The sequence below is a fragment of the Paraburkholderia solitsugae genome, assembly GCF_013177695.1.
GTDB lineage: Bacteria > Pseudomonadota > Gammaproteobacteria > Burkholderiales > Burkholderiaceae > Paraburkholderia > Paraburkholderia solitsugae.
Map to the genome: position 1 here is coordinate 19,695 of NZ_WOEY01000159.1, position 13,029 is coordinate 32,723.

Annotated in this window: 13 protein-coding genes; 6 read left to right on the forward strand and 7 right to left on the reverse strand. The window is 62.2% G+C overall.

The genetic code is table 11. The features are described from left to right. From GNZ12_RS39325 to GNZ12_RS39345, 5 genes are read left to right on the forward strand one after another with little or no spacing between them, the layout of a single operon-like run. Positions 1-780, forward strand: coding sequence for a GntR family transcriptional regulator (locus GNZ12_RS39325; RefSeq protein WP_172317789.1), 780 nt, complete (start codon positions 1-3; stop codon positions 778-780). Then, positions 777-2,510 (forward strand): fumarate reductase/succinate dehydrogenase flavoprotein subunit, encoded by a 1,734-nt coding sequence (locus GNZ12_RS39330; protein ID WP_172317791.1) that lies wholly within the window; start codon positions 777-779, stop codon positions 2,508-2,510. The genes GNZ12_RS39325 and GNZ12_RS39330 overlap by 4 nt, the downstream gene beginning before the upstream one ends. A 9-nt stretch (positions 2,511-2,519) precedes the next feature. Next, the gene (locus GNZ12_RS39335) at positions 2,520-2,765 is read left to right on the forward strand and encodes a 4Fe-4S dicluster domain-containing protein (protein WP_074284608.1); all 246 of its coding nucleotides are present in this window, start codon (positions 2,520-2,522) and stop codon (positions 2,763-2,765) included. Between the two features lie 27 nt (positions 2,766-2,792). Then, entirely contained in the window at positions 2,793-3,788 is a 996-nt protein-coding gene (locus GNZ12_RS39340; RefSeq protein WP_172317793.1) for a HEAT repeat domain-containing protein, read from the forward strand. After that, the gene (locus tag GNZ12_RS39345; protein ID WP_172317795.1) at positions 3,785-4,066 is read left to right on the forward strand and encodes a DUF971 domain-containing protein; all 282 of its coding nucleotides are present in this window, start codon (positions 3,785-3,787) and stop codon (positions 4,064-4,066) included. The genes GNZ12_RS39340 and GNZ12_RS39345 overlap by 4 nt, the downstream gene beginning before the upstream one ends. A 19-nt stretch (positions 4,067-4,085) precedes the next feature. On the opposite strand, the gene GNZ12_RS39350 is transcribed toward GNZ12_RS39345, so the two are convergent. The 7 genes from GNZ12_RS39350 to GNZ12_RS39380 form a co-directional block, all read right to left on the reverse strand. Then, the gene (locus GNZ12_RS39350; RefSeq protein WP_172317797.1) at positions 4,086-5,105 is read right to left on the reverse strand and encodes a sulfonate ABC transporter substrate-binding protein; all 1,020 of its coding nucleotides are present in this window, start codon (positions 5,103-5,105) and stop codon (positions 4,086-4,088) included. Between the two features lie 629 nt (positions 5,106-5,734). Beyond that, the gene (locus GNZ12_RS39355; RefSeq protein WP_172317799.1) at positions 5,735-7,825 is read right to left on the reverse strand and encodes a family 2A encapsulin nanocompartment cargo protein cysteine desulfurase; all 2,091 of its coding nucleotides are present in this window, start codon (positions 7,823-7,825) and stop codon (positions 5,735-5,737) included. Beyond that, positions 7,800-8,732 carry a family 2A encapsulin nanocompartment shell protein gene (locus GNZ12_RS39360; protein WP_074284613.1) on the reverse strand — a complete coding sequence of 311 codons (933 nt, stop codon included), beginning with the start codon at positions 8,730-8,732 and terminating at the stop codon, positions 7,800-7,802. The genes GNZ12_RS39355 and GNZ12_RS39360 overlap by 26 nt, the downstream gene beginning before the upstream one ends. Before the next feature lie 108 nt (positions 8,733-8,840). Beyond that, positions 8,841-9,116, reverse strand: a complete 276-nt coding sequence (locus GNZ12_RS39365) for a helix-turn-helix domain-containing protein (protein WP_172317801.1) — start codon at positions 9,114-9,116, stop codon at positions 8,841-8,843. Continuing rightward, positions 9,113-10,102, reverse strand: a complete 990-nt coding sequence (gene epsC, locus GNZ12_RS39370) for a serine O-acetyltransferase EpsC (RefSeq protein WP_172317803.1) — start codon at positions 10,100-10,102, stop codon at positions 9,113-9,115. The genes GNZ12_RS39365 and epsC overlap by 4 nt, the downstream gene beginning before the upstream one ends. A 42-nt stretch (positions 10,103-10,144) precedes the next feature. Next, positions 10,145-10,612, reverse strand: coding sequence for a rhodanese-like domain-containing protein (locus GNZ12_RS39375; RefSeq protein WP_172317805.1), 468 nt, complete (start codon positions 10,610-10,612; stop codon positions 10,145-10,147). Positions 10,613-10,832: 220 nt separating this feature from the next. Then, positions 10,833-11,081, reverse strand: a complete 249-nt coding sequence (locus tag GNZ12_RS39380; protein WP_172317807.1) for a hypothetical protein — start codon at positions 11,079-11,081, stop codon at positions 10,833-10,835. A gap of 491 nt (positions 11,082-11,572) precedes the next feature. On the opposite strand from GNZ12_RS39380, the gene GNZ12_RS39385 reads away from it, so the two are divergent. Further along, entirely contained in the window at positions 11,573-12,940 is a 1,368-nt protein-coding gene (locus GNZ12_RS39385) for a GGDEF domain-containing protein (RefSeq protein WP_172317809.1), read from the forward strand. The last annotated feature ends 89 nt before the right edge of the window (positions 12,941-13,029 follow it).

Below are 13,029 nucleotides of genomic sequence, written 5' to 3' on the forward strand. Positions count from 1 at the left end.
ATGCTGAAACCCGACCCGGCCAACGTGCTGCCGATTTCCGCCACGCCGCTTTACGAGCAGATCAAGACGGCATTGCGTTCGCGCATTCTCGATGGCACGTACGCGGCCCATTCCCAGATGCCGTCTGAGAACGACCTCTGCGCGATGTTCAACGTCAGCCGCATCACCGTGCGGCAAGCGCTCGGCGATCTGCAAAAGGAAGGCCTCGTTTTCAAGCTTCACGGCAAGGGCACCTTCGTCTCCAGGCCGAAAGTGTTCCAGAACGTCAGCGCTTTGCAAGGCTTCGCCGAAGCGATGTCGTCGATGGGATATGAAATCGTCAATCAGCTCAAACATATCCGCTTCATTCCCGCCACCGCGCACATCGCCAGCCGGCTCAAACTGCCCGAGGGCGCGAAAGTTGCCGAAATCCATCGCGTGCGGCTGCTCAATCGCGAGCCGGTGTCGCTCGAAATCACCTGGGTTCCGGAGGCGTTAGGCAAACGCCTCGCCAGTGCGGACCTGGTCACGCGCGACATCTTCCTCATTCTCGAGAACGACTGCGCCGTGCCGCTCGGCCACGCTGACGTCTCGATCGACGCGATTCTCGCCGACGATGAAATCGTCGAAGCCTTGAACGTTGAAGAAGGCAGCCCGGTGCTGCGCATCGAACGCCTTACGCATAGCGCGGACGGTACGCCGATCGACTACGAATACCTCTATTTCCGGGGTGACGCGTTTCAGTACCGCTTTCGCGTCGACCGTCAAAAAGAGAAGAAGAGCACAAGGAAGACGCAATGAATACGCACGTGATCGAGTACGACCTGGTCGTGGTAGGGGGTGGCACCGCCGGCCCCATGGCTGCCGTCAAGGCAAAGGAACAGAATCCGAATCTGAAGGTGTTGCTGCTGGAAAAGGCCAACGTCAAACGCAGCGGCGCGATTTCGATGGGCATGGACGGTCTGAATAACGCCGTCATCCCCGGGCACGCGACACCCGAGCACTACACAAAGGAAATCACCATCGCCAACGACGGCATTGTCGATCAGGCAGCCGTCTATGCCTACGCCCAGCACAGTTTCAAGACCATCGAAGAGCTCGACCGCTGGGGTGTGAATTTCGAAAAAGACGGTACGGGCGACTATGCGGTCAAGAAAGTCCATCATATGGGGTCCTATGTTCTGCCGATGCCGGAAGGCCATGACATCAAGAAGGTGCTCTACCGGCAGCTCAAACGGGCGCGCATTGCGATCACCAATCGCATTGTCGTCACACGGGTTCTGACCGATGCGCAAGGGCGTGCCTGCGGCGTACTGGGCTTCGATTGCCGTACAGCGGATTTCTATGTGGTGCGCGCGAAAGCAGTGATTCTCTGCTGCGGCGCCGCGGGCCGGCTCGGTTTGCCCGCCTCGGGATATCTGATGGGAACCTACGAGAACCCCACCAACGCCGGCGACGGCTACGCAATGGCTTATCACGCGGGCGCAGCGCTTGCGAACCTCGAGTGCTTCCAGATCAATCCGCTGATCAAGGACTACAACGGCCCTGCCTGCGCCTACGTGACCGGACCGCTTGGCGGTTTCACCGCGAACGGCAAGGGCGAACGCTTCATCGAATGCGACTACTGGAGTGGCCAGATGATGTGGGAGTTCTATCAGGAACTCCAAAGCGGTAACGGGCCAGTGTTCCTGAAGCTCGACCATCTCGCCGAAGAAACCATTCAAACCATCGAGCAGATTCTGCACACGAACGAGCGCCCGAGCCGCGGACGGTTTCATGCGGGACGCGGCACCGATTACCGGCAGCAGATGATCGAAATGCACATCTCGGAGATCGGCTTTTGCAGCGGCCACAGTGCGTCCGGCGTCTATGTGAACGAGCGCGCGGAAACCACCGTTGCCGGTCTCTATGCCGCCGGGGACATGGCTGCCGTGCCGCACAACTATATGCTCGGCGCCTTCACCTACGGCTGGTTCGCGGGTCAGAACGCGGCGCAATACGTCGAGAGCCGCGAGCATGCAACGCTCGATATCGAGCAGATCGAAGCCGAGCGGACGCGAATCTACGCACCGCTCGAACGGCAGACGGGGCTTGCGCCTGCGCAAGTCGAATACAAGCTGCGCCGCATGGTGAACGACTATCTACAGCCGCCGAAGGTCACGCGCAAGATGGAAATCGGCCTGCAACGTTTCGCTGAAATCGCCGCCGACATCGATCAGATCAAGGCCGACGATCCGCACGAACTGATGCGCGCCGCCGAGGTGCGAGCGATTCGCGACTGCGCGGAAATGGCGGCGCACGCATCGCTGTATCGCACGGAAAGCCGGTGGGGGCTGTACCACCATCGCGTCGACTATCCGCAACGCAACGACGCCGAGTGGTTCTGCCACACGCATCTGAAGAAAGACGCAGCGGGCCGCATGGTGAGCGAGAAACGCGCCGTCCAACCGTATGTGGTGGCGCTCGACAACCACGAAACCCGGGCCTATCAAAACCTGCGGATAAGCGAGCCCGCGCTTGCCGACGCTTGAGGAGCCACCATGTCTACGACACCGCACACCATTTTCCAGCGCAGCGCAGCGCCCGTCACAATCGACGAAGACAAATGCATCGCCGACAAAGGCTGCACGGTCTGCGTGGATGTGTGCCCGCTCGACCTGCTCGCGATCGACCTGACCAAGGGAAAGGCGTACATGAAGTTCGACGAATGCTGGTACTGCATGCCGTGCGAGAAAGATTGCCCGACCGATGCGGTCAGGGTCGAGATTCCTTATCTGCTGCGCTAATCGCGAACCATCCGAACCATTCAGCTCATGACCGATATTTCGCTTCCGCTTACGTTCGACCCCGATTCCCTCGATCCGGAAACCGCCGAACTTTTGCCGCGATTGGCGTCCGCGGATGCCGCCGTGCGCCGCATCGCACTCCTCGCGCTCGCCGACCTCGAAGACGCAGCCGTGCTCGGACCGATTGTCGCCGCGTTGCGCACCGACGTGTCATCGGACGTTCGAGCTCAGGCCGCCGAGGTGCTCGGCGCGTGGGAACGCGCCGACGCGGTTGAGGCGCTGTGCGAAGCACTGGCCGATGACGCGGAGAATGTGCGCGACGCGGCCGCGCAGAGCCTGTCCAATTTGAAAGACCCTGAATCGGGACCGCTGCTCGCGCCCTGGACCACGCATTGCGATCCGTTCGTGCGCCAGGCTGCGCTCCGCGGTCTGCGCGAATTACGCTACGCGGGCGCACTGGAACCTGCGCTGACCGCGCTGACGGCAAGCGAAGACGTTGTACGGCTCGAAGCCGTGAGCGTGCTCGGATGGTTGAAGAGCGAACAGGCGCTTGGCCCGCTTGCCGCACTCGCCGCCCAGGATCCGAACGCCGCCGTACGCCGCGCCGCAATCGGGGCGCTGGGCATCGGGGCCGCGGCGACGGAGGGCACCATCGCCGCGTTGCTGGGTGCACTACGCGATGCCGCGTGGCAGGTCCGTGAAGAAGCGGTGACCACGCTCGGCAAACTGCGCGTGCAGACCGCGCGGGATGCGCTGATCGCGATGCTTGACGACGACTATTGGCAAGTCCGTTTGCAGGCGGTCCGCGCGTTGGGCAAACTCGGCGACGCAACCGCAAGCGCCCCGGTCGCCGCCCTGCTCACCCATGCGATCAGCAATTTACGCAAGGAAGCCGCCTTGTCGCTAGGCGAACTGGGCGACGCTGCGTCGTTGCCGGCCTTGCAAGCCGCTGCGACGGATCCCGACCCGGAAGTACGCAAAGCAGCCCGTATCGCCTTGACGCAAATTGAAACAGCGCAATGACGAACGCCCCCGACCATCTAACGGTTCACGCGGCGAGTGGACGGTTGTCCTTGACGTGGACTAGCGGACAGACGCAGTGGATCGACAACGCGACGCTGAGGAAGCGCTGCCCTTGCTCGACATGCCGCCGTTTGAAACATGCGGGTCAGACGGCGCGGATCGATCCGCGCGTCGCCATTGTCGACGTGCAGCCGATGGGCTACGGCGTGCAGATCGTGTTCAGCGATGGGCACGCGCAAGGGATTTATCCGTGGGATTATCTGGCGAGTCTTGCCTGAATGCGGGTCGCAGTGCGCATCAAGCAGTGCGCCATTTCGCGTCCGCCACGACGAGCTTCTTCGGAATCAGTTTCAACTCGGTGAACGTGTCAGCGATCTGTTGCTGGTAGTCGAGCGTCGCCGCGTCGATGGGCAGCACACTGTAACTGGCGCGGTTCAAGGCAAGTTCGAGTGTCGGCGCATCCAGACCGACGAGCGGCGACAACTGGCTGGAAACGGCCGGGATATGGTCGCGACTCCATCGATCGACCAGATCGAGTTCGGCAAGCAGTTCCTGCAGCACGTGGGGCTGCGCATCGGCGAACTTACGCGCGGCGAGGTAGTACTGCGAATTGCGCACGAGACCCTCACCGTTCGCGATCACCCTCGCATTGGCTTGCCTTTCAATAGCGGCCAGATAGGGATCCCAGATCACCCATGCATCAATGCTGTTTTGCACGAACGCCGCACGTGCGTCGGCCGGCGTCAGAAACACGGGCTGAATATCGGCGTATGACAGTCCCGCATGCTGCAGCGCCTTGACCAGTAGATAGTGGACATTCGACCCCCGGTTCAGCGCGACCTTCTTGCCCCGCAAATCCGCGACCGAGCGAATCGGTGAATCATGCGGCACGACGATCGCCTCACCCTTTGGCGCCGGCGGCTCGTTGCCGATGTAGACGAAATCGACGCCGGCAGCCTGGGCAAAGATCGGCGGTGTTTCGCCGACCGTTCCAACATCCACCGCCCCGGCGTTCAGGCCTTCGAGAAGCTGGGGACCAGCGGGGAATTCGAGCCACTGCACGGACACACCCTGCGCGGCCAACCGCTTCTCGAGCGTGCCATGCGCTTTCAGAACCACGAAGTTGCCGTATTTCTGAAAGCCGATTCGCAAGACTTTGCCATTGGACTGCGTTTGAGCCTGAGCCCGTTGCGAGGTTAACAGAGCACCGGCGGCGAAGGTTGCTGCGCTTGCCGCCGCAGCCTTTAGCAGCGTGCGCCGGCGTGGATCGGTCAAGTCGAAGTTTGCCAATGCGTCCGATGTGTTGCGAGAAGCCATAAACCTGCCACGAGGATGGGTTGAATGGGTCGAATACTAGATGGGTTGAGATTAGCGGCCTGCGACGCAGACGACAACCAAGCAAAGCGCATAAGGTTATGAGCCCGGGATGCGCCGGGATGCGCCGGGATGCGCCGGGATGCGCCGGGATGCGCCGGGATGCGCAAGGATAAGCGCGTCTCGCCCCGACGGAACGCAGTGCGCCAAATACGCCAGAGTGATATGGATAGTCGAAAATCTTCGTTTGGCCGCGACGCCGGAACGGTGACACTAAAAGGTCACGCATCGGCATGGTCCACCGACATGAGCAAAACGCGTTGGGATTATTCACAGCAAGCAACCGCAACTGCCCCGCACGACGCCACACCGTCTGAGCGCACCCATACATCGCATGGGCGGCTTGTCGCCGTGTTGCTCATCGCCGCATTGTGTGCGTGTTTCGAGCGCGAAGTCGCCGGCCCGTCAGAGGGCGGCATTCGGCCCATCGTAGCGAAATATTGGCAAACAGCCAAAGCTGTGATTGGCGCGCCTACGCGTTAATCGATTCGATTCGCGTCGATTCGCCTATTACGCACCTGAAAATTACGCACCTGAAAAAAACGGCGACCAAAATCGGCCGCCGTTTTTCATTAGCGATTAACGATCAGCAATCCGCGCCGCGAAGACAGCCGCCGCACTACCGACACCAGCGCATCGACTTCATCGCAAGTGTTGTAGAACGCGAGCGACGGCCGTACCGTCGCTTCAACACCGAAGCGCCGCAAGATCGGCTGCGCACAATGATGCCCTGAGCGCACGGCAATGCCCTCTTCGTTCAAGGCCTGCCCCACTTCCTCGGTCTCGTAGCCCTTCAACACGAAGGACAACACGCTGGCCTTGTCACGCGCCGTGCCGATCAACCGAACGCCCGGCACCGGCTGCAACACGCTCGTCGCATACGCCAGCAGATCGTGCTCATAGCGCGCGATATTCTCGATACCCACGCGCTGAACGTAATCGATCGCCGCACCAAGACCCACTGCATCAGCGATATTCCCCGTACCGGCTTCGAAGCGACTCGGCGGGGGCTGGAATACGGTACGCTCAAACGTAACGTCCGCGATCATGTTGCCGCCACCCTGCCAGGGCGGCATATCCTCAAGAATCGCGCGCTTACCATAGACCACGCCGATGCCCGTCGGACCAAACACCTTGTGACCCGAGAACACGAAGAAATCAGCGTCGAGCGCCTGCACGTCTACCCGCATGTGCGACACAGACTGAGCACCGTCGACCAACGCCTTCGCCCCTGCACGATGCGCCAGCTCGACGATCTCTTTGACCGGCACCACCGTGCCCAACGCATTCGACACCTGCGTGACCGACACGATCTTCGTCCGGTCATTGAGAAGCCGACGGTATTTGTCGAGCAAGACCTGGCCATTGTCGTCGACGGGAATCACGCGCAGCTTTGCACCGGTTTGCGCGGCGAGCTGCTGCCACGGCACGATGTTGGCGTGATGCTCCAGGTGCGAGACGATGATCTCGTCACCTTCGCCGACATGCTTCACGCCCCACGTCTTCGCGATCAGGTTGATCGCTTCGGTGGTGCCGCGCACGAAGATGATTTCATCCGGCGACGACGCGCCGATGAAACGCTGCACCTTGCTGCGTGCGGCTTCGTATGCGTCAGTGGCGCGGCCGGCCAGCGCATGAGCAGCCCGATGGATATTCGAGTTTTCATGTGCGTAGAAATACGCCAGCCGATCGATAACCGCCTGCGGTTTGTGCGTGGTTGCGGCATTGTCGAACCACACCAGCTGACGGCCATTCACGCGCTCCTGCAGAATCGGAAAGTCCCGGCGAATCGCATTCACATCGAATGGCGGGTGCGCTGACGGCCCGGCATGCGGCACGCCATCCTTGGCTTCTGGCGTTTGCCCAGGATAGCGCGACGCGTCATTCAGATTCAGAAAGTAATGCGAGCCGCCGCCAGGTTCTACCGGCGTCGGGTTCGGCGCTGCTTGCGAGGCAGCGGGTCGGTCGTACGGAAAGCGTTGCTCCGCAAGCGGTTCATCGACGCCAGGCAGGCCGAACGATTGCGCGCTCACTTCATGCCAGCCTGGCACGACGATATCCGGCGACGTCACGCTCGATGTCCGAGCTTGTCCTGTTTCGCCCAGAAAATAATAAGGCGATGCAGCCCCCGGTGAGACCGGCGACGCAGGCGCTGCGCCGCCCGCGGATGGACGCTGCGCACCGAGTTCCTCAGGCACGCCCAGCGCTGCCCCGCCAAAGCGCGGATCGAGTGCCGGCGCAACGGTCACCGCGCTATCCGGCAAACCGTTTTGCGCAGTTGCATGAGGCGCCAGCGCGGGCGCGCGATTACCCAGCGACAGGACATGCGTGGGCGCCGACGGCAACAGGTTGCCCCCCGGCACATGCCCCTGCGGCAACGCAGCGCCAGGCACGCCAGTGCCCGCGCCGCCGGGACCCGCGAGCGGCGAACCGGCCGGGGCCGGATTGCTGATCTCGCTGGTCACAGGCGCCGTGAACGGCAGCGTGGCAGCCACGCCAAGCGCACCGTTTACCTGCGGCGCGTTGCCCGGCAGCGCCGAGAAGAACGCATTGGCCAGCGACGCCAACGTGGCAGGATCAGGCAAACCCGCGGGCGGACCCGTCGGCACATCGTGCGGCAGGACGCTATCCATGGGCTTACTTGTAGGTGTCTGGGTAGTCATGGTACTTGCCGATCTCCACGTCATCGAGAACTGCCAGCGCGTCCGGCGAATGCACCGCGAGCGAGCAATAGAGCGAGATCAGATACGAAGCGATCGCATGATTGTTGATGCCCATGAAGCGAACCGACAGGCCCGGGCCCTGCTCGCCGGCCACGCCCGGCTGGAACAGACCGACCACGCCCTGGCGCTTGTCGCCCACGCGCAGCAGCAGAATCTTGGTCTTGCCATCCGCAACCGGCACCTTATCCGACGGAACCAGCGGAATGCCACGCCACGTCAGAAACTGCGAGCCGAACAGGCTAACGGTCGGCGGCGGCACGCCACGGCGCGTGCATTCACGACCGAAGGCGGCGATCGCGAGCGGATGCGTCAGGAAGAACGCCGGCTCTTTCCATACCTTGGTCAGCAATTCGTCGAGATCGTCCGGCGTCGGCGCGCCGGTCAGCGGAAACACGCGCTGCTCTTCAGCCACGTTCGCGAGCAGGCCGTAGTCCGGGTTGTTGATCAGCTGGCTCTCTTGCAACTCCTTGATCGTTTCGATCGTGAGGCGCAGTTGCTCCTTGATCTGATCGTGCGGACTGCTGTACAGATCCGAGATCCGCGTGTGCACGTCGAGCACCGTGCTGACCGCATTCAGGAAGTACTCGCGCGGTTGCTCTTCGTAGGGCACGAAGGTGCGCGGCAGGATGCTTTCATCTTCGCGCGCGGTGCAGGCCGCCACCACGGCTTCAGGATTCTTCACCTGGTTCAAACGATAGATGCCCGCCTCGACTGGCAACCACTGGAGCAGGTGGGTGAGCCAGCGGGGCGTGATCGTCGCGAGTTGCGGAACGGTTTTGGTGGCATTGGCTAGTTGCCGTGCTGCGGTATCGCCGAGCGCCGTCAGGCCGCCCACTGTTGCTGTCATCTGAAGCTCCAGGGTTGATAGAAGAAAAACAGGAAAGCTTATGAACGAAAGTGATTATCGGAAGGCACCCCCAGCCGTTCAACATGCTATAGACGGCAAAGACGCGGTCTAACGGGCAGGCACCGGATCGACGAGCGCGGAATGCGAGCGCGCGGCAACGTTCGCGCTGTCGGACGAATGGCTGAGCAAGCGTTCGACTGACACGTTGAAAGCACGAGCGAGCTTGTCGAGCGTCACAATGGACGCAATAGCAGAACCGCGCTCGATCTCGCCGACATAAGACCGGTTGAGTCCGGCGTACTCGGCCAATTGCTCCTGCGACCAGCCGGACGCCTCGCGAAAGCGTCGCACCGCGGCGCCGAAGTCCTTGACGAGCACGCTCATCGCGCCGCTCCGGCCGTGGCAGGCTCCGCGTCTGCGTGATCGCGCGGCGCGCGCTCGCGGACCGCGGCGGTGCCGGTGCCGGTGCCGGTGCCTTCATTGCGCGACACGGCCTGCGTCACATGCGAACCCGGCGCGACATCCTGCGTGACCCACACATTGCCGCCGATCACTGCGCCCTGCCCGAGCGTGACGCGTCCAAGAATGGTGGCGCCCGCGTAAATCACGACGTCGTCCTCAACGATCGGATGACGTGCATGACCCTTTTCCAGATGTCCCTGCGCGTCGCGCGGAAAACGCTTCGCACCCAGCGTGACGGCCTGATAGACCCGTACACGTTCGCCGATGATGGCGGTTTCACCGATAACCACACCCGTCCCATGATCGATGAAGAACCCCGCACCGATCCGCGCCCCAGGATGAATGTCGATACCCGTCTGCGCGTGCGCGAGCTCGGCGATAATTCGCGCCAGCAGCGGCAGCCCCAGCCCATACAGCTCGTGTGCAAGCCGATGGTGGATCATCGCCAGCACGCCGGGGTAGCACAGCAAGACTTCATCCACACTGCCCGCCGCCGGATCACCGTGAAACGCCGCTAATACGTCGCTATCGAGCAAGGTACGAATCGCCGGCAACCGCGCCGCGAAAGCGCGCACCGCGACGCCGGCCTGAGCCTCGATCGTGGCGGCGGGCGGCGGTTGATGACGGCTGCGGTAGTGAAGCTCCAGACGCGCCTGGCTCAGCAAGGCATGCAGCGCGGCGGCGAGCGCGTGCCCGACGTAGAAGTTTTCGCTTTCCTGACGCAGATCGGGCGGTCCGAGCCGCATCGGAAAAAGCACGCCCTTCAGCGTGTCGATGACCGCCGAGAGCGCTTCGCGCCCCGGTAATTCGCGCCCACCCGGCTCGAGCGAGCGCTTCTGCACTTCGCGCCATTGCTGGCGGACCGTCTGAAGCGCATGGACAATCTCATCGACATCAAACACAGCCACAGCGGTTACTCCCCATAAAGTGCAGCGTGGACGATCTGGCTGTCAGTCCTGAATCCACGGCAGCCCATGAAAGCGCCAACCATTGCTGGCGCCGCGCCGCTGCGCGCCGTCCAGCTCCCCTTCAAAACCTTCCCGAACATTGAATACCTGCGTGAAGCCGGCTTTCGCCGCAGCCTCGGCAGCCAGCGCCGAGCGGTTACCGCTGCGGCACAGCAGCAGCACGATCGCATTCTTGCCGGTCTTCGCTTCCAGTTCACGCACGAAACGCGGATTGCGCGTCAAGCTCGTGCCGGTCGCCCACGCGACATGCAGACTGTCCGGCACGAGTCCGACAAATTTGCGTTCTTCGGCGGTGCGCACATCCACCAGCACGGCGTCGCCTGCCTGGACGAGCGCCCACGCATCCTGCGGCGACAGGCCGCCGGCATAAGGCAAAGCGGCAACGGCTGCGGCCGAACGGGCGGCTTCAAGCAGCGCGTGGGTGGGTCGTTCTGCGAGTTCAAGCGTCATGACGTCTCCTTCGATATCGCGCGATTCGGTACGCGCTGGTCAAAGCCATCTGCGATTTCAACCGCCTATAGCCATCAGGAGACACTATGAAAGAGAGTGAGCTGAAGCCGAACCAATTTATTGTCATTTCTAAAGAAGCATCGGTTCGGTCGCTCTGGCTTGAAGCGACCCTGCTACGTCCGCTCACCGCGCATGAGCCGCGTCACCACCAACACGCGGATTATTCTCGTGGGATCTCGAGCGGCACAACAAACATGCCGGCGGTGTATTCCATATGGAAATAGCCGCTGCGCGCGTAAGCCGCAATGCGTTCGAGCCGTTCGGGCGATGGAGAGAGGTAGGGTGCGGCGGCCGTCTCGTCTGAGGATTGCTCAGCCGGGACGGGCGCGCGTTTTGACAATTGCTTCTGCAGGCTTCGCACAGGATGCCGAAGTCCGCCCCAGATAAGCGTCGCTGAAAGCGTGGTCATACGACCTCCGTCGATTCATTGCTATGTGAATGAATCTAGCGACCGGGGTGCGGAATCGCAAACAAGCTTTTGTGGATTGGTTTTCGGAAAACGGATCAAACCGTCATTCGTGTGAGCGCTGCCTGGCGTGCATCCGTGTGCCGCAAGCAGCGCTCGCCCTTGCAGTCCTGGAGGCCGTGCGACGGCGCCTCGCTGTACATCGTTCACCGCCATGGCGACGCCAACGCCCGGGCGATGCAGTTTGTGGCGTTGGCGCAGGGTCTGCGGTAGGTTGTGGCGTATTCCGGCATAGACGGCTTGCACTCGATCATCGGTGCCAATCTGTAGGACAATATGTTCCGGCCGGCCGCGACGCGCCGTCGTGCTTTGCCGGGAAAGCATCAATGCGGTCTGTAGCGAACGCTGCCATCTGTCGCCCGGCACGGGCATGCACATCGGGCGGCAGGCGACGGATGCACTGAGACGACCGAACACCAACCGAACGGGTCAGAATGGACAGCTTGCTTATAGGGCCGGCGACGCGCAAACAGGTCGTTTTCGCAGGGATATGTGCGTTATTCGTTCTGCTCGCGTTGATGATCGCGGTTCCGCGCGCGCACCAGACGCTGCCGGCCATCGCGCCCTTCATGCCGATGTGCGCGCTCACGGTGTTCACCACCTCAGCCATCGCCGCGTTCCTTCTCGGCGCCCGTTTTACCGTGACGCCACAACCGATGCTCGGCGCGCTGGGCGGCGCGTACGCATTCACAGCAATTACCGTCGCTTTGCAACTGCTGATGTTCCCGGGCGTTTTCACGCGCACTGGCCTGTTGGGCGCCGGGCCTCATAGTGCGGCGTGGATGTGGGTTTTCTGGCATGCGGGATTTCCCCTGCTCGTCATTCTGGCAACGCTCGCACGCGACCGCCTCCCGAACAAGCCGATCGGTCTGCCCTCTATCGATCGCTGGACGTGGGCGTTGATCGGTGTTCCAAGTGCGCTTGCCGCAGCGCTAGGCATCCTCGCCATCCATGCGAATCTGTCGGCGCCCTTTCATATGGCGCCGGAGACGAACACGCTTTCAGGCGGCCGGACCGGACTCGTCATCTGCTCGCTTGACGTTCTCGCGCTCGTCGTGGTCCTGCTCAAAGGGCGGCTGCGGACCGTCCTCGATCTGTGGGTCACGATTGCCTTACTGGCGTCCTTTGCCGACGCCAGCCTGAATCTATTGAGCATGGGCCAGTTCACCCTTGGCTGGTACGTCGCACGTGTGTTCAGCATGCTGGCTCCCGGCGTCCTGGTATGCGTTCTGGTCTGGGAAGTGACCGTGCTCTACCGCGAATTGTCCGAGGCGCACATTTCCCTGTTGCACACGTCCACACGCGACGCCCTGACGCGCATTTATAACCGTAGCTACTTTAACGATCAGTTTCGCAGGGAATTCGACCGTGCGACGCGCAACGGTCAGCCGCTTTCGCTCGTCATGGTCGATGTCGACAATTTCAAAGATTACAACGACGCCTTTGGCCATCTTCGGGGTGACGCCTGCCTTAGCGCCATTGCGAAAGCGCTCGCGGGAACAGCACGCCGGTCAAGCGATTTCGTCGCCCGTTACGGCGGTGAAGAGTTCGCCCTGGTGTTACCCGACACTGGATCGGAAGAAGCATCGGTCATTGCCGAGCAGGCCCGGCTCGCGGTCATGGATTTGGGCCTGATTGCGCCAATACCCGCCGGTCAGGTCACCGTCAGCGCCGGGTGCGCGACCAACGAACAGAACACGCTGACCACGCCCAATGCACTCGTTCAGGCGGCGGACGCCGCGCTCTACGACGCGAAACGTGCAGGACGTAACCGGGTCCAGTCCGTCACGCCCCGACGGTAGAAATCCCCCCTTCCCATGCGATGCGTTCGCCGATGGCTGCCCCTCAGGCCACAAACCCGGCTTTCGCGCCAGATCGACGTCACCCGTGG